The sequence below is a fragment of the Acidovorax soli genome, from assembly GCF_900107605.1.
Lineage (GTDB): Bacteria > Pseudomonadota > Gammaproteobacteria > Burkholderiales > Burkholderiaceae_C > Acidovorax > Acidovorax soli.
On the sequence record NZ_FNQJ01000015.1, the window covers coordinates 39,641 to 61,355 of the forward strand.

A 21,715-nucleotide genomic window follows, 5' to 3' on the forward strand; every position below is an offset into this window, starting at 1 on the left:
CCCTTGACTTGAATTCGTCAATAAACGAAAATTACCATGTACCGCATCGAGCATTACCTGACGGCTGACGGCCAGAAGGATCTTTACCTCGACTGGCTGAAGCGATTGCGCGACACCCAGGCCAAGGTGGCGACCATCCGGCGCGTAGCCCGTGTCGAGCAGGGCAACTTCGGCGATCACAAGTTTTGCCGTGATGGCGTGTGGGAGCTGCGCATCGACGTGGGGCCGGGCTATCGGGTGTATTACGGCTTGGCGGGCCAGCGGTTGGTGCTGCTGCTGTGTGGTGGCGACAAGCGCACGCAGGACGCGGACATAGACCGAGTGGTGGGCTACTGGCAGGACTGGCAACGGAGAGTGGATGATGAGAAGCAGACCCCATGACGAAGCGATGGCCGAGCTGTACCGCAGCGATCCGGCGCTCGCGCTCGAAGTCATCAACAGCATCCTGGCTGATGGCGACCAGGCCGAGCTGATGACCGTGCTGCGCCAGCTCGCGCAGGCGGTCGGTGGTGTGCAGACGGTGGCTGCACAGGCGCATCTGAACCCGACACAGCTTTACCGCACGCTGTCGCCGAAGGGCAATCCCGCCTTGAACAGCTTGACCGCCATCCTCAAGGTGATGGGCCTGCGGCTGGCGGTGGCGCCGTTGGCTGATTCCGCGCCGGCGCACGCTGTCTGATGCGAAGCATTGCCGATGCCGGCCGAGTGTGGAGATTCTCGTATCGCTGATACGACAATTGCGGCCCGGAGGTGCCCCGGTTCCCCCTCTAGAAAAGGTCGTCCTCGCACGCCTGCGGTGCTATCGGACGATCCATTGGTGGCTTCTTGACCATAGCCTCCAGAGCGTCAAGGGCCGCCTCGCGGAGCTTTCGCACGCGGGGCAGCAAATCGAACATCGAGAGCCCGAGCTGTGGCGACAGCAGTTCGACGATCAATCGGTAATGTTCGTCATCCCGCAAAATTTTGGTCTGGAACAACAGCCAAAAGCAGGATTCGCCCAGTTCTTGCCTGGAAGGCAGCAAGTCCATTGACCGCGATTCGGCGGCGTCGATGTAGGCGTCCACGGTAGCTTCGGCATCAAGCCACAATTCCGAAGCCGCTTCGTCATCAACAGGCTCCTTTTCCGCAAGCGCCTTGATATGCGCAAACGCTGCGGCCTCATCGGCCTGCTTGTAGGCTTTTCTGCTGGGAATTGTCATTTTTTCTCTCCGATCTGCTGCTGTCGCTGATGGCGTGTCAGATTAGCGTCACGACGGGGCATTGAGTGAAGTGCGTGTGTGTTGCCCCGCTGTTAATGCGGGGCGATCCCGGCCAAGGGAACATGGCCGGCCGCGCTCTCGTGCTCCGCATCGAGCCTCGCTACGCGAGTCTCGCCCCCGTCGGGCTTCCATCGCTGACGCCTCCGGCCCGGCTCGCTGATCCGGGCCTGCGCGCTGCGCTTGCCCAAAGGTGGGTGTGTGCAGCGGGCGGGGTGTGGGCGGTCTTGCTGCTCCCTTCACCGTACCACGGCGTTCTCGCGGTCAATGACTGCGCGTGCGGGCACGCTTGCGGCCTGGCGGCCGTCTTCGATCTTTGACTGCTTGCGCTACGCCGTGCCCTGGAAGGGTCGGGCAATTCCGCCCGGCAACCTTTCAGGAGTTCACCATGAACAACCCACTCATCACTGACGAGCAGCGCATCGTGCTGCTGGCCAATGGCCGCGAATCCTTGGAGAACCCGGACTTCGATCCGGCGCCCGTGGTCAAGCTGTTCACGCCGGACGCCGGCGCGACCTGGCTGCTGACCGAGATTGATCCCGACGACCACGACCACGCCTTTGGTCTTTGCGACCTGGGCCTGGGTACGCCGGAAATCGGCTGGGTCAGCCTGGGCGAGCTGGCGACGGTGCGCGGCGGGCTGGGCCTGCCCATCGAGCGCGATCTGTCGTTTCGCGCCGAGAAGCGGTTGAGCGCCTATGCGCGCGATGCGCGGCTGGCTGGGCGGATCGTTGTCTGACCCGGCCTTGGGGCGTCGCGGGACGCCCTTCGCATCGCGCCCACCTGGCGCGATGTCTGCGCGCCTTCGGCTTGCCCTCCAGGGGAAAGCCCTGCGGGCTATCCCCGCCGCGCAGGCTTGGCACCCCTGAACACCGCCGACCCGGCTGCGCCGGATCGGCCAGACCGCATTCGCGGCAGATCCGCGATGCCTTGCCTGTGCTCGCCCTGATTCTGTTGATTCTTCGACTTTGAAGGCTGGGCGTCCCCGGCCACCTGGGAGATGGCCGGTCGCGCTGTCGTGCTGCGCATCGAACCCCCTGCGGGGTTTCGCCCCTGTCGGGCTTCCATCGTCCCCTCACTCCGCTCGGCTGACGCCTCCGGCCCGGCTTCCAGCTTCGGGCCTGCGCGCTTCGCTTGCCGTGCGGGCGGCGTGTTGAGGGGCCGTTGCCTTGTCCAGCCGTCTCCCCTGACTTCATCACCTTGTCCGCGACTGTAGCCCGCGGCCGTGTGCCATCAAGGCGCGCAGGGCCGTGTCCTCGGCTGCGCCTGCGGGCCGCACCCACCCTGCGCTTGTTTCCTTGACGGCCCCCGTCCACGGGCTCCCTTTCGTCGCGGGCGATGAACTCAGGAAAGACGGTGGCAACAGGGCCAACCGGGTTCCTCGTGCCGACCGCACCGAACAGCCGGAAGGCTGGGCTCCGAATCTAGGAATCCGGTGTGCGGTGTGAACAGCAAACCTCTTTTTGTCAGGAGAAAGACCATGCAACTCGCATCCCGTTTCGCTTCCCGTTCCCCTTCGTTGCGCAGCGACTACCCGCTGTCCGATGACCAGATTCGCAACGTGGCCCCGTCCATTTTCGCGGACGCCCCGCACGAGAGCCGTTCCGAGCGGTACGCCTACATCCCCACCGCCGCCGTGCTGACCGAATTGCGGAAGGAGGGGTTTCAGCCCTTCATGGTGACGCAAACCCGCGTGCGCGATGAAGGCAAGCGCGAGCACACCAAACACATGCTGCGCCTGCGCCACGCCAGCCAGATCAACGGCGCGGAGGCTAACGAAATCGTGCTGCTGAATTCGCACGATGGCACCAGCAGCTATCAGATGCTGGCCGGGATGTTCCGTTTCGTTTGCAGCAATGGCCTTGTATGCGGTGACACCGTGGCCGATGTGCGCGTGCCCCACAAAGGCGACGTGGCCGGTTCCGTCATCGAAGGCGCTTTCGAGGTGTTGAACGGCTTCGAGCGGGTGAAGGAATCCCGCGATGCCATGCGCGCGATCACGCTGGACGAAGGCGAAGCCGAAGTGTTCGCCCGTTCCGCGCTGGCGCTCAAGTACGACCCCACCGACAGCAAGCCCGCGCCCATCACCGAATCGCAAATCCTGATGCCGCGCCGGTTCGATGACCGCCGCCCCGACCTGTGGAGCGTGTTCAACCGCACGCAGGAGAACTTGACCAAAGGCGGACTGCATGGTCGCAGCGCCAACGGACGCCGCCAGCAAACCCGACCCGTGCAGGGCATTGATTCCGATGTGCGCCTGAATCGCGCCCTCTGGATGCTGGCCGATGGCCTGCGCCAGTTGAAAGCCTGAACCGTTCCCCCGCCGGAGGGGCAGTTCCCCTCCATTCCCTTGTTTCACTTGATTGGAGATTCACCATGAACGCCGTTACCCAAACCGAAGCCCGCGCCATCCAAGCCCCTGCGCTGGAAGCCGCCGACCCGACCAAGAACCTGATTTTGGTTCCGCTGTCGCGGCTGGTGCTGCGCGCCACGGGCCGCAACGTGCGCAAGACCCCGCGCATGTCCATTCCCGAGCTGGCCGCGAGCATCCAGCGCGTGGGCCTGCTGCAAAACCTCATCGTGATTCCCGCCGCCGATGGCGAGCATTACGAGGTGGTGGCCGGTGGCCGTCGCCTCGCAGCCCTCAAGCTGCTGGCAAAGAAACACCGTATCGCCAAGGATTGGGAGGTGCCGTGCCTGCAGGTGGCCGATGGCACGGCCCGCACCGCCAGCCTTACCGAGAATGTGCAGCGCGAAGCCATGCACCCCGCTGACCAGTTTGAAGCCTTCGCGGCGCTGGTGGCCGAAGGTCGGCCCATCGAGGACATTGCGGCGGATTTCTCCGTCACGCCCCTGGTGGTGCAGCGCCGTTTGAAGCTGGCGAATGTCTCGCCGCGCCTGATGGGCGACTACCGGGCCGATGCCGTGAGCCTTGACCAGTTGATGGCCCTTTCCATCACCGACGACCATGCCGCGCAGGAAGCCGCTTTCTACGACGCCCCGCAATGGCAGCGCCACCCTTCGCATTTGCGCGAACGCCTGACCGAGCGCGAGATTGATGCGTACCGGCATCCGCTGGTGCGTTTCGTCGGACTGGAAGCCTACGAGCAGGCGGGCGGAGGGGTTCGCCGCGATCTGTTCGCGGAGGGCGATGCGGGCGTGTACCTGACCGATGCCGCGCTGTTGGAGCGGCTGGCACAAGACAAGCTGGCGGGCATCGCTGCCAAGGTGAAGGCCGAGGGCTGGGCTTGGGCCGATGCCACGCCGGGCACGACTCATGCCGACCTGCACGCCTTCCAGCGTGCGCCGAGGGAGCGGCGCGAACCCAACAAGCGCGAAGCGCAACGCCTTGAGAAACTGCAAGCCAGGATGCAGGAGGTAGCCGAAGCCATTGATGCGGCGATGGACGCCGAGGACGAGGACAAAGCCGATGCCTTGCAAGAGGAAGGCGAAGTCCTGGGCGAGCAGTTGCAGGCGCTGGAAGATGGCTTGCAGGGATATGCCGCGAACGTGAAGGCCGCAGCCGGTGCCATCGTCACCATCGACCGCAACGGGCAGGCCGTGATTCATCGCGGGCTGCTGCGAGAAGCCGAGGCCAAGGCGCTGCGCACACTGGAGAAGCTGCGCCAAGGGTTCAGCGACCCAGATGCCGCGAACGATGACGAAGGCGAGGAAGACATGCAGCCGAAGGCCGCAGCGATTTCCGACCGACTGGCTCAGCGCCTAAGCGCGCACCGCACCTCTGCACTGCAAATCGAGATAGCCCGGCATCCACAGGTGGCGCTGGCCGCGCTGGTGCATGGCATGGTGCAGACCGTCTTGCAGGGCCGCTACTACGGCCATGATCTACCGTTGGGCGTGAGCCTGAAAGTGCAAGACCGGCTGGAAGGCATGGCCCCGGACTGGCCCGAGTCACCCGCCGCCGTGGCGCTGCGCGAATTGCAGCAGGCGTGGGGCGGCAAGCTGCCCGAGGACAGCGCCGAACTGTTCGCCGCGCTGCTGGCGATGGAGCAAGCCGAACTGGTCAAGCTGCTGGCCGTGTGTGTGGCGGGGGCGGTGGACGTGGTGACGCCACGCGCTACGCCGCACCAGCCCGGCGTGGAACTGGCGCAGGCCGTGGGCCTCGACATGGCCGCATGGTGGCAGCCGACCGCCGAGGGGTATTTCCGGCATGTGCCGAAGGCCGTGATTCTGGAGGCTGTGGGCGAATACGCGCCCGAGCACGTCACGCGGCTGGCAAAGTTGAAGAAGGCCGACATTGCCAGCGAAGCGGAGCGACTGGCCGATGGCACGGGATGGATGCCCGCCATATTCAAGGCCGCTGGACCGCAGGAGGTGACACCGGAGGACGTGCCCGAAGACGGGGCGGAGGACGCCGCCGCCGTGGCGGATGAACCCGCCGAGGCATTGGCCGCTTGACCCTCACCGCAGCGAAGCGCCCCGGTTCAGGCCGGGGCGCTTCGCCGCAGGGAGCCGAATGATGCCCACCATCAACACCACCAGCCGCCCGCGCATGGCGGCAATCTACGCCCCCGGCACAGTGCGCGCCCGCCGCTGGCACGGCGATGGCGACGTGCGCGGCTACCGTCCGCCTTCGGGCTGGACGGCCCGCGCCGACCTCACCGACATTCACCCCGTCACGGGCCGCGCCTTGCCGCGTGCCGTATGGTGGATCATCGAGACGAAGGAATAGCCATCGTCAGCACCGCGCCCAGGCCGTTCCGCCCTGGGCGCGGTGAACTTCAAAAATCCGGGCGCGGCGGTGGCCACGCCCGGTGTTGAAGCCGAACATCACGCCGCCGCCTTCGCTGGCACTCAGGCGGCGGCGTTGCAATATGCGGGCGGCACGCCCGATTCCTCATCCAACTGCCTTCGCGCCTGCGGCACTGCGCGCTACGCTTGCCTCCGGGGGAAAGCCCTGCGGGCTATCCCCGCCGCGCGTGGCTTGGTGCCCCTCGATACCACCGAACCGGCAGCGCCGGATCGGCCAAGGTCAACGCCCCGCCGCTGGGCAGTGCTCGGCGGGTGCGCCGAGGCTTGCTGCGGCGGGTTGTGCGAATGCGTGCCGTCCTCAACGCTGGTGGTTCTCGCCCATCACGTCACGAAGGACGGTTCACGGACATCCCGCCCGGCATCGCCATGGAGCTTCCACGCCACGCCTCAAGACCGGCGCCGCAAGGTGCGGCCGGGGCGTTCTCGCCTGTCGTCGGGTGGTTGACCTGGCCCGCGTCCGGGAGCGAGCCGGTGCAGCCTTCATGCGGGGATGCCGAGCCGGCCCTGTCTCCTTTCGGAGCGGTTCGGCCCAAGGCGTCCTTGTGTTGTTGTGAATCCTGGCGGTGGCGCGGCTGCGCCTCGGGCTTCATGGCTGCAACCGTCCAGCGAAAACAATTTCCCCTGCTTTGTCACTGCGTTCGGCGCATTCCTCGCGGGACAAATTCTTTTCGCCTCCCGGCTCTCCACTGCGTTGCGACCGCAAGCGGTGCAGCCCGCCCGTCCCCCGCCGGCCGGATCACAACAAGGACGCGATGGGCGCGAACCTTGTTCCACCTAAAGGAGATCCATCATGGCCAACATCGGCACCTTCACCACAGACAAAGACGGCTTCACCGGCACGCTTCGCACCCTGACGCTCAACGTCAAGGTCAAGCTGGTGCCCAACGACAAGGGGGACAACGAGAAAGCCCCGGACTTCCGTCTGCAGGCCGCCAGTCACGACATCGGCGCGGCGTGGAAGAAGACCAGCGAGGCCGGGCGGGACTACATCTCCGTGACCCTCGACGATCCTTCGTTCCCGGCCACGGTCTACGCCCGCCTGATCGAAGGCGAGAACGGCACGCACGACCTGATCTGGTCGCGCAGCAAGCCCCAGGCGGCCTGACGGGCCGCCGGCGCCTCGCCCACGCGGCGGGGCGCTGTGCTGCGAATGCTGCGCTGTATCGGCAAGCAGAACGGCTTGGCAGTGTGCGGGATGTGTCTTGCCTGGCCACCAAGCAATGGCTTGAATTGGTAGAGGTACATGCGGGGCGGGTCGGTGCTGCGCACCACCGGGCTTTGCGGGCTCCGCCCCGTGCCGACTACGCCGTCACGGCCATTCGGCTCCAATCCCTCCCGCCTTCGCGCCTGCGGCGCTGCGCGCTTTACTTGCCTCCAGGGGATCGGCGCCAGGCCCATCCCCGCCGCGCGGTGCTTGGCGCCCCCTCGATACCGCCGAACCGGCTGGCACCGGATCGGCCTGGCACGCCCCGCCATGACGGCGGGGCTCCGGCGGCTATGCCTGAGCGACCGCCAGCAGTTCTTCGGCCTTGCTCATCAGCACTGCCGTGCTGCATTCGAGTGCGCTGGCGATCTTGAAGATGATCGCCAGCGTGGGCATGTGCTCGCCGCGCTCGACCTTGCCCATGTGCGAACGCTCGATGCCGGCGAGGTGCGCCAGCGATTCCTGCGCGATCCCGCGCTCCGTCCGCAGCGCGCGCACCGCCGCGCCGAAGGCTTGAGCCAATTCGGCGTCGAAGGTGGTGGCGCCCGCTGGCCGGCCGCGCTGGATGGATCGCTTCTGCATGGACAGAAGCGTCAAGTCGCAGCACAATTAAAACCACGTTATCTTTAACTCTTTCGCGGCTCTGGCCTTATTCGTGCTTTTACGGAAATCCGCTTTTGCGGATTCCGACAGAACCGGAGAACCGCCTACGTGCCTTTCCAGATTTCTACAATTCTGTTTTTGCGCTTTCGTGCTTCCACGGTTTGGATGGAATACGCATCCACGCTTGCGAGAGGAATCGCAAAGCCGGAATTCCACGTTGGAACAGGAGCATCCCAATGAGCGCTCCCCTGATCACCGAGGAGCAGCGCGCCGCGCTGCTGGAGAACGGGCGGCGGGCCGCCGCCGGTGAGCCGGACGACCCGTTGCCGGTCGTGCGGCTGTTCACCCCCGACGCGCACGCTATCTGGCTGCTGGCCTCGCTCGATCCTGCCGATGGCGATACGGCGTTCGGCATCATGGACGTGGGCATCGGCATGCCCGAGGTGGGCCGCATCAAGCTGTCCGACCTGGCCTCCATCGTTGGCCCGAACAAACAGCCCGTGACGCGGGATTTGTATTTCCAGGCGGTGCGCCCGCTGTCGGAATATCTGCGACTGGCGCAGGAGAACGGTTCCATCGTTGATTGAACCGTTCGCGCTCCAGCCAAGCCGGGCGCATTCGGACTATTTCGGTCTTGATCCAGACCTGCACGGTCTGAATCCGCACTCTGCTTCAAACCCGAATATCTGTGACTGAAACAGTCACGATCTTTCGCGCGGCTTGCGGCACGGTGTTTTGTGCCGCGTGACATTTTTGGGTCAGGCGGCCGTCGCATTCAGACGGATTTCGCAACACGCCGGAGCCTATCGGTCTTGACACTAGAAGTTACAGTTTAACCGGATTTCCACCTTGATTTGAGGCTCCCGCATGTTTGCCGCCGTGGCGACGTTCCTGCTGTTCGACAGGAGCTTTCGTCATGGTCAGCCCTCACCATTTCGCGCACTGGTATCCCACGGCCGCTTACCTCTACGTCCTCGGGCTGGACACGCTCGCGCTGGCCTGGGAGTACCTGCGCCGCCATCCTGATTACCGGCTCGACTGGCTGCGCCGTGCGCGTCGCTCCGATGCTGGGCATCGCTGGGGCTTGCGCCTGCTGGAAGACCCGGCGCTGGATGCACGTGACGCGCATCCGGCCTGGCTGCCCGGCCATGCGGCCGTGGTGCAGCTCTACCCTGATGCCGATCCGCCACCCGACGCTGCTGCATTCGACTTCTGGCGCATCCCCGGCCACAAGCAACTGCTCCACGATGGCAAGCGGCTGGCGCTGATCGCGCGCAGCCCCGGCCAGTGCCTGCGCTTCGCGCTGGCGCCCGGCCTGGAGGACGGCATGGCTGTCGCCTATGCCCGGCGCGGCGGCGCTGCCGCGCCTGCGCTCGGCCACGCGCCCAGCGCCGTGCAGACCAAGCCCAGGCCGACACCGGCCGCGCTATTGGAGCTGCACACCTTGCAGGCGCTCGACGCAACCCTGACGGGTGCGTCCTTGCGCGACGTGGCCGAAGGGCTGTTCGGCGCCGATGCCGTGGCCGCCGACTGGCACGCCGATGGCGACTTGCGCGCCCGCGTGCGCCGTTTGGCGCGGCGTGGCAATGCGTTGATGCGCGGCGGCTACCGCCACTTAGCACAACTGCCGTCGCTTGAGAAGGGACGTTTTGAAGGGGACGCAAAACGTCCCTGAGCAGGAGGGCCGTGTTTTCTGAGACTGCCTCCATCCGGTTGCGCTGTGTGGCCGGAGCTTTGAAAGCTATGGAGGTTCACACCATGCGTCCCGCTCCCTTGCGGCCTGCCGCCGCTCCCATGAATCCTGCTGCGCAACCGCAGCGTTATCTCACCAACGACGAAGCCGCCGACTACCTGCGCCTGTCGCCACGCACGCTGGAGAAGCAGCGCGTGCTGGGTGGCGGCCCCAAGTTCCGCAAGTTCGGCCGCCGCGTGATGTACGCCGTGGCCGACCTCGATGCCTGGGCCGCCGACCGCAGCTTCGAGACGACTTCCGACCCCGAATACGCCGAGCACCACTCGGCGGACAGCCGTGCGCGCTGATCGCTTGCGCGCGGGTGGCCTTCGCCATGTCCAGCCCTGCGCTGCCGTCCCGGCAGCGGCCCGTGCCAGAGCGCGAACAGCTCGACCTGTTTCGCGCCCTACCGGGCGACATGGCGCCGCGCGACAGCCAGGACTTGATGGCCTTTCCGTTCTTCTCGCTGGCGAAGTCGCGGCGCACGGCGCCGATCGACTTTCGCAGCGGGAACGTCACCATCCGCGTGGAGGGTACGCAGGAGCACGGCATCGCCACGATCTGGGATGCCGACGTGCTGATCTGGGCGGCCAGCCAGATTGTGGAAGCGCGCGATGCGGGGCTGCGCCCCTCGCGGCTGATGCAGGCCACGCCCTACGAGATCCTGCGCTTCATCGGGCGCGGTACGTCGCTGCGCGACTACCAGCGCCTCAAGGCCGCGCTGGATCGCCTGCAATCCACGACCGTGGCCACGTCCATTCGGGAGACCACGGGAAGACGGCTGCACCGCTTCTCGTGGATCAACGAGTGGAAAGAGCTGGCCGATGCCCGTGGCACGCCGCTGGGGATCGAGTTGATCCTGCCGGACTGGTTCTATGCCGGCGTGATGGATGCGGCCCTGGTGCTGACCATCGACCCGGCGTATTTCCGGCTGACGGGCGGGATCGAGCGCTGGCTGTACCGGCTGGTGCGAAAGCACGGCGGGCGACAGCCTGGCGGCTGGCAGTTCGACTTCCGGCACCTGCACCGCAAATCGGGCAGCGTGGCGCGGTACTACGACTTCGCCGCCGACCTGCGGGCGCTGGTGGCGCGGCAAGCCTTGCCGGGCTACCAGTTGGGCATCGAGCACGTCTCGGGCATTGCCTCGCCGCTGTTGACGTTCCGGCCCGTGCCGTCCACGGCACGGGGATAACTGCTGTGCAGCCTGTGGACGGACTCGTGCTATCAGGCAACAGAGGTATCGTGCTATCAGGCAACGAATCCTCGTGCTATCAGGCAACAAAATCGGCTGCAAAGCCAATGCTGGCGCGGGTTTCGGCCTCTCCTAACTTACCTAACTTAAATTCTCTAACTTTTAGTAGAAGCGCCGCGCCTCGGTGGACAACCACCGCGCGGCACGAAAAGCAGCAGCAACAGCCGGGCTTTCCAACACGGAGGGCCAGGCCATGATCGTCGCGCTGCTCAACCAGAAAGGCGGCGTGGGCAAGACCACGCTCGCCACGCACATCGCCGGCGAACTGGCGATGCGCGGCCAGCACGTCGTGTTGCTGGACGCCGACCCGCAAGGCTCCGCGCTGGACTGGACGCAGCGCCGTAGCCAGCAAGGTTTGCCACGGCTGTTCAGCGCCGTGGGCCTCGCACGCGAAACCCTGCACCAGGAAGCGCCAGAACTCGCCAGGCGGGCTGATCACGTCGTCATTGATGGCCCACCCAGGATCGCGGCCTTGGCGCGCTCTGCGCTGCTGGCGGCCGAGCGGGTGCTGATTCCGGTACAGCCGAGTCCCTACGACCTGTGGGCCAGCGCCGAGATGGTGGCGCTGATCCGCGAGGCGCAGGTCTTTCGGCCTGCGCTGCGCGCGGCCTTCGTCATCAACCGGCGCGTCAGTACCACGGTCATCGGGCGTGAAGCGCGCGGCGCTCTGGCTGAGCAGCCGCTGCCTGCGCTGCGCGCCGAGGTGCGCCAGCGCATCGTCTTCGCCGACAGCGTGGCCGCTGGCCGGCTGGCACGCGAGACGGCGCCCGACAGCGCCGCCGCGCGCGAAATCACCGTGCTGGTCGATGAGCTGCTGCGGTGGCCGTCATGACAGCGAAGCCGCCACCGAACAGCGAACGCTCGGCAAAGCGCGTCGGCATCGGCGCGCGTCCGCCCGCGAATCCGCACGCCGAGGCGTGGATTCGCCAGGGCGATGCCGATGCGCTGGGCAAGGGCGACCTCTACACGGCCCGCCTGACCCTCGACATCACGCCCGCAATGCGGGCGCGCATCAAGGTATCGGCCTTCACGCAAGGCGTGACGGTGGCCGACCTGCTGCGCGGCCTGCTGGAGCGGGAGTTTCCAGAGCAACGCAGGGAGAACGCACCATGACCGCATCCGCTTTGCCTGCCGCTGGCGCGGCCACGGCTGCGCTCGCTGGCCAGCCTGCCAGCGCGCCGCTGACGCGCGTGGCGCTGGCCTACATCGAGGCACGTTTCAAGCTCTATCTGCGCTTCGGCGAACCCGCGCGCACGCTCCGGCTCGACCGCTGGCGGCGCTGCGCGGTGTTCCTGCCGGGCGCCATGTTGTGCCGCATCCGGTGGCAGGCCAACGACTACGGCACGATCCGCTGGCAGCTCATGGTGATGCAGGCTTGCACGCCGCTGGACGCGGCACAGCGCATCCCCGGCGTGCAGCCGGGCGCGCGCCTGTTGCTGCACGCCGAGGGGGAAAACCAGGTGCGCGCCGTGCTGGAACGCATCGACGACATCGAGGCACTGGGCATCGCGCCGGTCGGCGTCTCGCCCGCGTACTGGCGCACGCTCGCCAACCGGCTCGCTGCGCGCCTGCCACTGCCCGAATACAGCGCCGAGCGGCACGCCGCCTGGCTGGCCGGGAGGGCGTTGCCATGACGCTCCCATCCACTGTCGCCAGCGCAACCTGCATCCCGCCGCGTTCTCGTTCGCGCCTGCGCGCTCGCCTCGTGCTGGCGGGCCTGTCCGCCTGCGGCCTCGCTGCGCTGGCCTGGGCGTCTTTCGTGCATCCGCTGCCGCGCCTGACCTACAACCCGTCCGACAGCGTGGCGGTCGGCTGGTATCGCGTCGATCCGCTCTACCAGCGCGCCAGCTCGCTGCCACGTCCGTTGTCCGTGGGCAGCATTGTGCTGGTGCCGCTGCCCGCCGAGGCAGCCGCGCTCGCTGCGCAGCGCGGCTACCTGCCGACGCGCATCCCGTTGCTCAAGCGCGTAGGCGCGGTGGCGCCGCAAGAGGTGTGCGTCGCGGACGGCAAAGTCCGCATCGACGGCGTGCCTTCGGCCGCCGTGCTGCCCGCTGATCGGCTGGGCCGGCCACTGCCGTCCTGGCAGCAGTGCCGGCAGCTTCGGCCTGGCGAGCTGTTCCTGCTCAGCGTCACCAATCCGGCGTCATTCGACAGCCGGTATTTCGGGCCGATCAGCGCCGCCGCCGTGATCGGCGTTGCGCGCCCGGTCTGGCTGGAGTCACGCCCATGATGGCCGCCGATTCGCTGCACGCTGCCGTGCATCTCATCGTGCCATCGGGCGTGTCGTGCTGCTGCCCATCGCCGTGTCGTCGCGCGTGCAGTGCGAGCGCATCCGCGCCGCACTTCGCGCGGCCTTCGGCGCAGCCGTCCCACGTGCAGGCGTCTTGCCTCGAACGCGGCTGGCCTGTGGCCATCGCCGTGTTCGCCAGCGCGCTGACTGCTCGCGCAGCAGCGCCGCCGGGCCGCCGCTGCCCGGAGCGTCAGCGAGGGGCAAAGGCGGAAGGCAAGACAAAAGGGGGCGGCACCTGTCGGCCCGCCAAGCCAGTCTGCACGTGGGGGTGGCGCGGCACGCAGCGGCTTCGCCGCCGTGCCGCTGGGGGTGCGTGGCCCGCGCCGATACGGGCATGTCCGCGTGCTTTGCACGACCGGACACGCTGGAGCTTTCAGGGAGAGCCGTCATGACCAATCGCCGCGATGACGATTTCCGCATCCGTCCCAGCGCCACGAAGAACCGGGGCAAGGGCCAAGGCCAGAGCTTCGTTTCCAAGGTACTCAAGCAGGCGGGCAAAGCCAGCAGCGGCAAATCCTCGGTGCGCCGTCCTGGGTCGGCTGGCAGCACCGGCCAGCGGCCCGGCTCACGCCTGGGGCGGGGCCATACGGCGGCGCGCTTCGCGGGTGCAAAGCTCACGCCCATGTCGCGGCGCGCGACCATCAAGACCTTGCTGGTCAACCAGCAGCGGTCTAGCCCGCAGTCGCTCGCCAAGCACCTGCGCTACATCGAGCGCGATGGCGTGGGCCGTGATGGTGAGCCTGGCCGGGCCTATGGGCCGCAGATCGACGACGCCGACCTTGACGCCTTCAAGGAACGCTGCGCTGACGACCGGCACCATTTCCGCTTTATCGTCTCGCCCGAGGATGGCGCCGAGTTGGAAGACCTGCGCACCTACACGCGGCACCTGATGAATCGGATGGAAGCCGACCTGGGCACGCGGCTGGAATGGGTGGCGGTCGATCACTGGAACACCGACAACCCGCACACCCACCTGATCGTGCGCGGGCGCGACGACACCGGCAAAGACCTCATCATCGCGGGCGACTACATCGCCGATGGCTTCCGGCATCGCGCGGCAGAGCTGGCGACCGAATGGCTGGGGCCGCGCACCGAGCTGGAGATCCAGCAGACCTTGCGGCGCGAGGTGGAGCAGGAACGGTGGACGAGCCTGGATCGCACGCTGAAGCGCGAGGCCGGCGACGATGACCGGGTGCGGATCGAGCGCTTCAATGAGCCGAAGCTGCAACGCCAGCGCCTGCTGCTGATCGGCCGCCTGCAGCACTTGCAGCACCTTGGACTGGCCGACGAGGTGCAGCCCGGCACCTGGGCCGTTCATGCCGATGCGGAGAAGACCTTGCGCGCCCTGGGCGAGCGTGGCGACATCATCCGCACCATGCAGTGGGCCATGCGTGGCGAACCGCGCGAGTTGGCGGTGTTCGAGCCAGGGGACGACGGCCGCACGATCATCGGGCGTGTCGCTGCGAAAGGACTGGCCGACGAGCTGCGCGACCGCGGCTATCTGGTCATCGACGGCGTGGACGGCAAGGCCCACTACGTCGCGCTCAATGCCCGCGACGAGCTGGCGAACTATCCGACCGGTGCCGTGGTGGAGGTGAAGGGTTCGGCCGAGGTGCGCGCCGCCGACCGCAATATCGCCGCGCTGGCGAGCGGTGGCCTGTACCGCACCGACCATCACCTTGCCGTGGCGCAGGGCCAGGCCGTGCCCGGCCGCGATCCGCAAGAGGTGGTAGCGACTCACGTTCGCCGCCTCGAAGCCTTGCGTCGCGCGGGCATCGTGGAGCGCGTGGCCGAGGGGCTATGGAAGGTGCCGGCCGACCTGCCCGAGCAAGGCCGCCAATACGACGCGCAGCGCCTGGGCGGCGTGGCGGTGGAGCTGAAATCACACCTGCCCATCGAGCGGCAGGCGCGCGTGGTCGGTGCTACCTGGCTCGACCAGCAGCTCATCGGCGGCGGCAAGGGCCTGGGCGACCTGGGCTTTGGCAGCGAGGCCAAGCAGGCGATGCAGCAGCGCGCCGACTTCCTGGCCGAGCAGGGATTGGCTGAGCGGCGCGGGCCGCGCGTGATCCTGGCGCGCAACCTGCTGGGCACGCTGCGCGGCCGTGAGGTAGCGCAGGCAGCCAAGGACATTGCTGCCGAAACCGGCCTGGAGCATCGCCCGGTGGCTGACGGCCAGCGCGTGGCCGGCATCTACCGCCGCAGCGTCATGCTCGCCAGCGGGCGCTACGCGATGCTGGACGACGGCATGGGGTTCAGTCTGGTGCCGTGGAAGCCGGTGATCGAGCAGCGGATGGGACAGCAGCTCGCCGTGACGATGCGCAGCGGAATTGCATCCTGGGAAATTGGACATCGACGAGGAGTGTCTTTGGGGTAATCACAAGACGGGCAGTCAGTGCTGTGCAACACGGCAGGCGAGCCATTCGCCCCTGCGGCACAGCGCGACTGCGAAACGCGCGCATGAGCACGCGTCTGGCAGTGGATCTACACCGATGTCTAAAACGTTACTTGACCGAGGTCACGACGTAGCCCTCAGCTTCCTTCTTGAACTCGACATGGACTTTAGAGCCCGCGGCGAGCTTGTCGAACAGGGCCTTGTCCTTGACCGCAAACGCCATGGTCATCGCGGGCCATCCCAGGCTTTTGACAGGGCCGTGTGCAAGGGTGACCTTGCCCTGCGCCGCATCGAATTCCTTCACCACGGCATCGGCCTGATGGACCGTTGATTTGGCGGCCATGGGGGTGCCTTTGGCGTCCGTGGCCTGCATCATGCTTTTGCACTTTGGGGCATCCATGCCTTTCATGTCCATGTCCTTCATCTCCTTCATGTCCATGCAGTTCTGCATGCCCTTGCCCTCCATCTTCATGCTGCCCATATCGCCGGATTGGGCGAACGTGGCAGCAGAAAACGCCAAGGCGGCGATCAGCGTTGCGGTTGAGACGAGTTTCATGATGGATTTCCTTTTCTGAGCTTTAAAAATGGGGCCGGCCTTCTGGCAGGCCCCGGATGGAACGCGGCCACTGGGGATGACCGCGTTGGAGAGTCATGCGCTGCCGCTCACGACTCGGGGTTCGTGCATGCCTTGACCTGGGCCTCGTAACGCGCCTTGCGCATCCGGTTTTCTCCAGGCGTCGTTTGGGCACGCGGGCCGTGATCCAGCGGCAGCACCAGCGGGTCGGGCGGGCAGTTCACTCGCTGACCTGTGGTGCCGTCGACTCGGGTGGTACTAGCCGTTTGCGATGCTGCTGCCGCCTGTTTGGCTGCGCGTGCCTTCTCGATGGCCTGGAAGTCGGGGTCGGCCAGTGCGGGCAGAGAAGCGCCCAGCGCCAGGGCGGCGATGAGGGGGAGCAGTGATTTTTTGATGATGGTTTCCCAAAGTTGGTTGATCCAAAAAGTCCGAGAGGAGCCTCATCGGATCAATCCAGCCACCGGCAGAACGCGAGGCGCACGGGACATCGCAGTCGACCGTCTCCAGCATCGAAAAACCAGCTTGGCGCCGGTGCCGCCGTCGCGAGCGCGAGCCAAGCCAGTGGAGCCTGCTCTCGCGCTTCGCCTTCGCCAGTGAATGCGTGAGCCGCTGGTGCCGGTGCGATGGCACAGGCCGCGCAGGTCTGGCAATCCTCGGCGCTGCTGGGCATCGGATGCGAGGTCGCAGATGCCGTCATCACCGGGCCGGCGTGCTGAATCTCCTGGACGGAAACGGCGGCGCGTGTTGCCGTGCCCAGCAGCAGCGACAGGCACAGGCAAAGCTCCGCCGCACCCCACGCGCGGCCGCCACCGAAGCGTTCAAGCGGCCGCATGACGACGCCTCCAGAATGTCCACCGTGATGCCTTGGGCGCGCGCGGCCGCCGCATCAACAGATAGGCTGCGGGAATCACGAACATCGACAGCAACGGTGCCGTGACCATCCCGCCCACCATCGGCGCGGCGATGCGTTGCATCACCTCGGAGCCCGTGCCCGCGCCCCACATGATCGGCAGCAGGCCGGCCAGGATGACGGCCACCGTCATCGCCTTGGGCCGCACGCGCAGCACGGCGCCCTCGCGAATCGCATCCAGCAGATCGGCCTCGCTGGTCGTGCCGTGGCCGACACGCTCCTGCCAGGCGTTCTTGAGGTACAGCAGCATGATCACGCCGAACTCGGCGGACACGCCGGCCAGCGCGATGAAGCCCACCGCGCCTGCGATCGACAGGTTGTAGCCCAGCAGGTACAGCAGCCAGATGCCGCCCACCAGCGCGAACGGCAGCGCAGCCATGATCAGGAGCGCTTCGCCGAACGCGCCGAAGGTCAGGTACAGCAACACGAAGATGATGAGCAGCGTGAAGGGCACCACCACCTTGAGCTTGGCGGTGGCCCGCTCCAGGAACTCGAACTGCCCCGACCAGGAGATCGAATAACCCGGCGGCAGCTTTACCTGCTTGGCCACGGCCTGCTGCATGTCCTGCACTGCGGAGCGCAGGTCCCGGTCCCGGATGTCGACGTACACCCAGCCCGACAGGCGCGCGTTCTCGCTGCGCAGCATCGGCGGCCCGTCGGCGATGCGGATGTCGGCCACGTCGGACAGCACCAGGCGTTGGCCGCGCTCGGTCACTACGGGCAGCGTGCGCAGCTTTTCCAGCGAATCGCGCATCTCGCGCGGATACCGCAGGTTGATCGGGAAGCGCTGCAGGCCTTCCACCGTCTCACCGATGTTCTCGCCGCCCACGGCGGACGAGACCACCGACTGCACGTCGGCGATGTTCAGGCCGTAGCGGGCCGCATCGTCGCGCCGGATGTTCACATCCACATAGCGCCCACCGGTGAGCCGCTCGGCCAGGGCACTGCTCACGCCAGGCACGTCCTTGAGGGTGCGTTCGATCTCTGCGGTGATGCGATCGATGGTCGCCAGGTCGGTGCCCGCCACCTTGACCCCCACGGGGCTCTTGATGCCCGTGGCCAGCATGTCGATGCGGTTGCGGATCGGCGGCACCCAGATGTTGGACAGGCCCGGCACCTTGACGATGCGGTCAAGTTCCTCGACCAGCTTGTCGGTCGTCATGCCGGCGCGCCACTGGTCGCGCGGCTTGAACTGGATCGTCGTCTCGAACATCTCCAGCGGCGCCGGGTCGGTCGCGCTCTCTGCGCGGCCGGCCTTGCCATACACGCTCGCGACCTCCGGCACCGTCTTGATCAGGCGGTCGGTCTGCTGCAGCAGCTCTCCCGCCTTGCCTGCCGACAGTCCCGGCAGCGCCGAAGGCATGTACAGCAGGTCGCCTTCGTCCAGCCGTGGCATGAACTCGCCGCCGATGTGCTGCAGCGGCCACATGCTGGTGGCCAGCACCATGGCCGCCACCACGAGCGTGCGCTTCGGGGCGCGCAGCACCCTGTCGAGCAGCGGCCGGTAGACCGCGATCAGCAGGCGATTGAGTGGATTGTTTTTCTCGTCGGGAATGCGACCACGGATCAGGTAGCCCATGAGCACCGGGATCAAGGTCACCGACAGGCCGGCCGCGGCCGCCATGGCGTAGGTCTTGGTGAACGCCAGCGGCGAGAACAGGCGTCCTTCCTGCGCTTCCAGCGTGAACACAGGCACGAAGGACAGCGTGATGATCAGCAACGAGAAAAACAGCGCCGGCCCCACCTCGGCCGCCGAGTCACCGATGACCCGCCATCGGGCCGCTCCCTCAAGCACCTCGTCGGGGTGTTCATGGCTCCACTGTTCGAGATGCTTGTGGGCGTTCTCGATCATCACCACCGCCGCGTCGACCATCGCGCCGATGGCGATCGCGATGCCGCCGAGCGACATGATGTTGGCGTTGACGCCCTGGTAGTGCATCACGATGAACGCGGCCAGGATGCCCAGCGGCAGCGAGATGATCGCGACCAGCGCCGAGCGCAGGTGGAACAAGAAGATGAAGCAGACCACCGCGACGACGATGAATTCCTCGATCAGCTTGTGCGTGAGGTTCTCGACCGCGCGCTCGATCAGCCCGGAGCGGTCGTATACCGGCACGATCTCTACGCCCCGGGGCAGACTGGACTCCAGGCCCTTGAGCTTTTCCTTGACGGCGGCAATGGTCTGCAGCGCGTTCTTGCCCGAGCGCATCACGATCACGCCGCCGACGGCCTCGCCTTCGCCGTTGAGCTCGCCGATGCCGCGCCGCATTTCTGGACCGATCTGCACCCGGGCCACGTCGCCCAGGCGCACCGACACGCCCGCGGCCGTCGTCATGAGCGGCACCTTGCGAAAGTCGTCGAGATTCTGCAGGTAGCCCGAGGCACGGACCATGTACTCAGCCTCACCGAGCTCGAGCACCGAACCGCCGGTCTCCTGGTTCGCGCGCTGGATCGCCTCCACGACCTTGGTGTGGGGGATACCGTAGGCCGCGAGCTTGTCCGGATCGAGCACGATCTGGTACTGGCGCACCATGCCGCCCACCGAGGCGACTTCAGCCACGTCGGGCACGGTCTTGAGCTCGTACTTGAGGAACCAGTCCTGCAGCGCGCGCAGTTGCGAGATGTCCATCTTTCCGCGGCGGTCGACCAACGCGTACTCGTAGATCCAGCCCACGCCGGATGCGTCCGGACCGAGCGAGGCCTTGGCCTGGGCGGGCAACCGCGACTGCACTTGATTGAGATATTCGAGTACCCGGGAGCGCGCCCAGTATTGGTCGGTTCCGTCCTCGAACAGCACGTAGACAAAGGAGTCGCCAAAGAACGAGTAGCCGCGCACCGCCTTTGCGCCGGGCACAGACAGCATCGTCGTCGTCAACGGGTAGGTGACCTGGTTCTCGACGATGCGCGGCGCCTGACCTGGATAGGTGGTGCGGATGATGACCTGCACGTCCGACAGGTCGGGCAGTGCGTCCAGCGGCGTTCGCTGTACCGCATAGATGCCCCAGGCGCTGAGTGCCAAGGTGGCCAGCAGCACGAGGAAGCGGTTGGCGATGGACCAGCGGATCAGCTTGGCGATCATGGCTTGCCTCCGGCCGCCATGGGCGTGACGCGAGTGAGTTGCGGCAGGTCGTCCGCGCCCATGATGAATTCGAAGCTCACGCGGTCGCCCACCCGAACGCCGTTCGTCGCGCCGCCGGGCGGCAGCTTGAAGTCCATCGTCATCGGGCCCCACTTCATCGTGGGAATGGCGCCGTGCGACAAGGTCAATGCGTCCTTGCCGACGCTGACGACCTTGGCCTCACCGACATGCCGTGGCGCGCTGGCGGCCACCGGGGCCGAAGGCGAAGGAACAGGCGTAGCGCTGGCGGCCGGCTCGCTGTTCAAGCGGGCCTCGACACCCTTGAGGCTGGCCTCCGAGTCGATCAGGAACTGCGACGACACGACGACGCGCTGCCCCGCCGACAGGCCGCGCTTGATCTCGGTCTGGCCACCGCTCTCGATACCCGCCTCGACATCGACCGGACGGAAGCGCCCGTTGTCTTCGGCCACGATCACGACCGTGCGTTTGCCGGTCTGGATCACCGCCTCGGTGGGCACGAGCAGCGTCTTGTCGGGACGCATGTCCACAAAATTCATAGTCACGAACATGCCCGGCACCAGCCGGCTGCCCGGGTTGGCGAGTTCCAGCCGCGCCTTCAGCGTGCGCGTGCTCGGGTTCACCTCGGGCAGGATCGCCTGCAACTTGCCGTCGAAGGTGCTGCCGGGCGCGGCCGGGCTTCGGGCCTGCACCTTGGCGCCAGGGCGCAGCAGCGCGGCCTGGCTCTCGGGCACCTCGGCGTTGGCCCACACGGTGGCCAGGCTGTTGATGCGGAACAGCGTCGCACCCGGCATCACCGTCATGCCTTCACGCGCCTGCAGTTCGACCACGACCCCGCCCAGGGGCGCGGTCAGCGTGATGCGCGGCTGGGTCTTGCCACTGCGTTCGACCAGCGTGATCTGGGCGTCATCCATACCGACCTGGCGCATGCGCTGGCGCGCGCCGTCGACCAGTGCTCCCAGGTCGGTGCCTTTCATGCGCCGCACCGACAGGAACTCCTCCTGCGCCGCGATCCAGTCCGGGACGTAGAGGCTGACCAGCGGCTGTCCCTTGGCGACCGGGTCCAGCGTGGCGCGCACGTACAGGTGCTCGACGTACCCGGTGGCACGCACCTGCACGATCGCCTGGTCACGCTCGTTGAACGCGATGCTGCCCACCGCGGACACCTGCGGCGACAGCGTGCCTTCAGTCACTTCGGTGGTGCGCACGCCCAGGTTCTGCTGGATGCGCGAGCTGACGGTGACGTTGCCCCGATCCGCATCGCCGTCGGCGTAGACCGGCGACATCATCATGTCCATGAAGGGTGACTTGCCCGGCTTGTCGAACTTGTTCGCCGGCGCCATGGGATCGTTGTAGTACAGGATCTTCTTGCCATTGGCGGGATCGACATCACCGGCCTTGAGGCCGGCCGCGATATGCCGCCGAGTTGCGTCCTCGCCCGATTCGTTGGCGGGCGCGGCAACCGCGGGCGTCGCCGCTTGCGGCGATGCCATCCCACTGGAGTTCGACAGCATGGCTGGCATGCTGGCAGCGTGGCGCATGCCCAGGGCGTAGAGGCCATAGCCGGCGGCACCCAGCACGCCAGCGGCGAAGAGGGCCATCACGAGGTTTTTGGTTTTCATGGAAGGTCTC

22 protein-coding genes are annotated in these 21,715 nt (G+C 66.7%); 16 read left to right on the plus strand and 6 right to left on the minus strand.

Going from position 1 to position 21,715, the window contains the following annotated elements:
- Positions 1-36 precede the first annotated feature (36 nt).
- Entirely contained in the window at positions 37-381 is a 345-nt protein-coding gene (locus BLW02_RS11250) for a type II toxin-antitoxin system RelE/ParE family toxin (protein WP_208859725.1), read from the plus strand.
- On the plus strand, positions 362-679 hold the full coding sequence (locus tag BLW02_RS11255) for a helix-turn-helix domain-containing transcriptional regulator (RefSeq protein WP_092698605.1): 318 nt from the start codon (positions 362-364) through the stop codon (positions 677-679). Before BLW02_RS11250 ends, BLW02_RS11255 begins: the two co-directional genes overlap by 20 nt.
- 88 nt (positions 680-767) lie before the next feature.
- On the opposite strand, the gene BLW02_RS11260 is transcribed toward BLW02_RS11255, so the two are convergent.
- Positions 768-1,199, minus strand: a complete 432-nt coding sequence (locus tag BLW02_RS11260; protein WP_092698607.1) for a hypothetical protein — start codon at positions 1,197-1,199, stop codon at positions 768-770.
- 445 nt (positions 1,200-1,644) lie between these two features.
- Here BLW02_RS11260 and BLW02_RS11270 point away from each other — a divergent pair, with 445 nt between their 5' ends.
- The 5 genes from BLW02_RS11270 to BLW02_RS11300 all read left to right on the plus strand — a co-directional run bounded on the left by BLW02_RS11270 (position 1,645) and on the right by BLW02_RS11300 (position 7,134).
- Positions 1,645-1,995 carry a DUF2958 domain-containing protein gene (locus BLW02_RS11270; RefSeq protein WP_092698611.1) on the plus strand — a complete coding sequence of 117 codons (351 nt, stop codon included), beginning with the start codon at positions 1,645-1,647 and terminating at the stop codon, positions 1,993-1,995.
- Positions 1,996-2,736: 741 nt separating this feature from the next.
- Complete coding sequence (locus tag BLW02_RS11280; RefSeq protein ID WP_092698615.1) at positions 2,737-3,567, plus strand: DUF932 domain-containing protein; 831 nt, start codon at positions 2,737-2,739, stop codon at positions 3,565-3,567.
- Between the two features lie 65 nt (positions 3,568-3,632).
- Complete coding sequence (locus tag BLW02_RS11285; protein WP_092698617.1) at positions 3,633-5,675, plus strand: ParB/RepB/Spo0J family partition protein; 2,043 nt, start codon at positions 3,633-3,635, stop codon at positions 5,673-5,675.
- Between the two features lie 61 nt (positions 5,676-5,736).
- Positions 5,737-5,949 (plus strand): hypothetical protein, encoded by a 213-nt coding sequence (locus BLW02_RS11290; protein ID WP_009523265.1) that lies wholly within the window; start codon positions 5,737-5,739, stop codon positions 5,947-5,949.
- A gap of 870 nt (positions 5,950-6,819) precedes the next feature.
- Entirely contained in the window at positions 6,820-7,134 is a 315-nt protein-coding gene (locus BLW02_RS11300; RefSeq protein WP_092698619.1) for a DUF736 domain-containing protein, read from the plus strand.
- Positions 7,135-7,524: 390 nt separating this feature from the next.
- Here BLW02_RS11300 and BLW02_RS11305 read toward each other — a convergent pair whose 3' ends face one another.
- Positions 7,525-7,815, minus strand: coding sequence for a helix-turn-helix domain-containing protein (locus BLW02_RS11305; RefSeq protein ID WP_009523267.1), 291 nt, complete (start codon positions 7,813-7,815; stop codon positions 7,525-7,527).
- A gap of 257 nt (positions 7,816-8,072) precedes the next feature.
- Between BLW02_RS11305 and BLW02_RS11310 the strand changes: the two genes are divergently transcribed.
- From BLW02_RS11310 to BLW02_RS11360, 9 genes are all read left to right on the plus strand, one after another.
- A complete protein-coding gene (locus BLW02_RS11310; protein WP_092698621.1) occupies positions 8,073-8,423 on the plus strand; it encodes a DUF2958 domain-containing protein in 351 nt (116 codons plus the stop codon).
- Between the two features lie 329 nt (positions 8,424-8,752).
- Entirely contained in the window at positions 8,753-9,511 is a 759-nt protein-coding gene (locus tag BLW02_RS11315) for a DUF2285 domain-containing protein (protein ID WP_092698623.1), read from the plus strand.
- An 83-nt stretch (positions 9,512-9,594) separates the two neighbouring features.
- Positions 9,595-9,876 carry a helix-turn-helix transcriptional regulator gene (locus tag BLW02_RS11320; RefSeq protein ID WP_092698702.1) on the plus strand — a complete coding sequence of 94 codons (282 nt, stop codon included), beginning with the start codon at positions 9,595-9,597 and terminating at the stop codon, positions 9,874-9,876.
- A 26-nt stretch (positions 9,877-9,902) separates the two neighbouring features.
- On the plus strand, positions 9,903-10,760 hold the full coding sequence (locus BLW02_RS11325; protein ID WP_092698625.1) for a replication initiator protein A: 858 nt from the start codon (positions 9,903-9,905) through the stop codon (positions 10,758-10,760).
- Positions 10,761-11,013: 253 nt separating this feature from the next.
- A complete protein-coding gene (gene parA / locus BLW02_RS11335; protein ID WP_092698629.1) occupies positions 11,014-11,652 on the plus strand; it encodes a ParA family partition ATPase in 639 nt (212 codons plus the stop codon).
- Complete coding sequence (locus BLW02_RS11340) at positions 11,649-11,933, plus strand: chromosome partitioning protein ParB (protein WP_092698631.1); 285 nt, start codon at positions 11,649-11,651, stop codon at positions 11,931-11,933. The genes parA and BLW02_RS11340 overlap by 4 nt, the downstream gene beginning before the upstream one ends.
- Entirely contained in the window at positions 11,930-12,454 is a 525-nt protein-coding gene (locus tag BLW02_RS11345; protein WP_092698633.1) for a DUF2840 domain-containing protein, read from the plus strand. The genes BLW02_RS11340 and BLW02_RS11345 overlap by 4 nt, the downstream gene beginning before the upstream one ends.
- Positions 12,451-13,050, plus strand: a complete 600-nt coding sequence (locus BLW02_RS11350; protein ID WP_092698635.1) for a S26 family signal peptidase — start codon at positions 12,451-12,453, stop codon at positions 13,048-13,050. The genes BLW02_RS11345 and BLW02_RS11350 overlap by 4 nt, the downstream gene beginning before the upstream one ends.
- A 448-nt stretch (positions 13,051-13,498) precedes the next feature.
- Positions 13,499-15,484 carry a relaxase/mobilization nuclease domain-containing protein gene (locus tag BLW02_RS11360; protein ID WP_092698639.1) on the plus strand — a complete coding sequence of 662 codons (1,986 nt, stop codon included), beginning with the start codon at positions 13,499-13,501 and terminating at the stop codon, positions 15,482-15,484.
- Between the two features lie 127 nt (positions 15,485-15,611).
- Here the strand turns inward: BLW02_RS11360 and BLW02_RS11365 are convergent, their stop codons facing one another.
- The 4 genes from BLW02_RS11365 to BLW02_RS11380 form a co-directional block, all read right to left on the minus strand.
- The gene (locus BLW02_RS11365) at positions 15,612-16,058 is read right to left on the minus strand and encodes a copper-binding protein (RefSeq protein ID WP_092698641.1); all 447 of its coding nucleotides are present in this window, start codon (positions 16,056-16,058) and stop codon (positions 15,612-15,614) included.
- A 466-nt stretch (positions 16,059-16,524) separates the two neighbouring features.
- Positions 16,525-16,908 carry a hypothetical protein gene (locus BLW02_RS19665; RefSeq protein ID WP_139285364.1) on the minus strand — a complete coding sequence of 128 codons (384 nt, stop codon included), beginning with the start codon at positions 16,906-16,908 and terminating at the stop codon, positions 16,525-16,527.
- A complete protein-coding gene (locus tag BLW02_RS11375) occupies positions 16,895-20,065 on the minus strand; it encodes an efflux RND transporter permease subunit (protein WP_092698645.1) in 3,171 nt (1,056 codons plus the stop codon). The genes BLW02_RS19665 and BLW02_RS11375 overlap by 14 nt, the downstream gene beginning before the upstream one ends.
- The gene (locus tag BLW02_RS11380; protein WP_092698647.1) at positions 20,062-21,705 is read right to left on the minus strand and encodes an efflux RND transporter periplasmic adaptor subunit; all 1,644 of its coding nucleotides are present in this window, start codon (positions 21,703-21,705) and stop codon (positions 20,062-20,064) included. The genes BLW02_RS11375 and BLW02_RS11380 overlap by 4 nt, the downstream gene beginning before the upstream one ends.
- Positions 21,706-21,715 lie beyond the last annotated feature (10 nt).

Bases quoted from the DNA above. Each gene is read 5' to 3' on its own strand.
- BLW02_RS11250 (WP_208859725.1), top strand. From the start codon at position 37: ATGTACCGCATCGAGCATTACCTGACGGCTGACGGCCAGAAGGATCTT.
- BLW02_RS11255 (WP_092698605.1), top strand. From the start codon at position 362: ATGAGAAGCAGACCCCATGACGAAGCGATGGCCGAGCTGTACCGCAGC.
- BLW02_RS11260 (WP_092698607.1), bottom strand. From the start codon at position 1,199: ATGACAATTCCCAGCAGAAAAGCCTACAAGCAGGCCGATGAGGCCGCA.
- BLW02_RS11270 (WP_092698611.1), top strand. From the start codon at position 1,645: ATGAACAACCCACTCATCACTGACGAGCAGCGCATCGTGCTGCTGGCC.
- BLW02_RS11280 (WP_092698615.1), top strand. From the start codon at position 2,737: ATGCAACTCGCATCCCGTTTCGCTTCCCGTTCCCCTTCGTTGCGCAGC.
- BLW02_RS11285 (WP_092698617.1), top strand. From the start codon at position 3,633: ATGAACGCCGTTACCCAAACCGAAGCCCGCGCCATCCAAGCCCCTGCG.
- BLW02_RS11290 (WP_009523265.1), top strand. From the start codon at position 5,737: ATGCCCACCATCAACACCACCAGCCGCCCGCGCATGGCGGCAATCTAC.
- BLW02_RS11300 (WP_092698619.1), top strand. From the start codon at position 6,820: ATGGCCAACATCGGCACCTTCACCACAGACAAAGACGGCTTCACCGGC.
- BLW02_RS11305 (WP_009523267.1), bottom strand. From the start codon at position 7,815: ATGCAGAAGCGATCCATCCAGCGCGGCCGGCCAGCGGGCGCCACCACC.
- BLW02_RS11310 (WP_092698621.1), top strand. From the start codon at position 8,073: ATGAGCGCTCCCCTGATCACCGAGGAGCAGCGCGCCGCGCTGCTGGAG.
- BLW02_RS11315 (WP_092698623.1), top strand. From the start codon at position 8,753: ATGGTCAGCCCTCACCATTTCGCGCACTGGTATCCCACGGCCGCTTAC.
- BLW02_RS11320 (WP_092698702.1), top strand. From the start codon at position 9,595: ATGCGTCCCGCTCCCTTGCGGCCTGCCGCCGCTCCCATGAATCCTGCT.
- BLW02_RS11325 (WP_092698625.1), top strand. From the start codon at position 9,903: ATGTCCAGCCCTGCGCTGCCGTCCCGGCAGCGGCCCGTGCCAGAGCGC.
- parA (WP_092698629.1), top strand. From the start codon at position 11,014: ATGATCGTCGCGCTGCTCAACCAGAAAGGCGGCGTGGGCAAGACCACG.
- BLW02_RS11340 (WP_092698631.1), top strand. From the start codon at position 11,649: ATGACAGCGAAGCCGCCACCGAACAGCGAACGCTCGGCAAAGCGCGTC.
- BLW02_RS11345 (WP_092698633.1), top strand. From the start codon at position 11,930: ATGACCGCATCCGCTTTGCCTGCCGCTGGCGCGGCCACGGCTGCGCTC.
- BLW02_RS11350 (WP_092698635.1), top strand. From the start codon at position 12,451: ATGACGCTCCCATCCACTGTCGCCAGCGCAACCTGCATCCCGCCGCGT.
- BLW02_RS11360 (WP_092698639.1), top strand. From the start codon at position 13,499: ATGACCAATCGCCGCGATGACGATTTCCGCATCCGTCCCAGCGCCACG.
- BLW02_RS11365 (WP_092698641.1), bottom strand. From the start codon at position 16,058: ATGAAACTCGTCTCAACCGCAACGCTGATCGCCGCCTTGGCGTTTTCT.
- BLW02_RS19665 (WP_139285364.1), bottom strand. From the start codon at position 16,908: ATGCGGCCGCTTGAACGCTTCGGTGGCGGCCGCGCGTGGGGTGCGGCG.
- BLW02_RS11375 (WP_092698645.1), bottom strand. From the start codon at position 20,065: ATGATCGCCAAGCTGATCCGCTGGTCCATCGCCAACCGCTTCCTCGTG.
- BLW02_RS11380 (WP_092698647.1), bottom strand. From the start codon at position 21,705: ATGAAAACCAAAAACCTCGTGATGGCCCTCTTCGCCGCTGGCGTGCTG.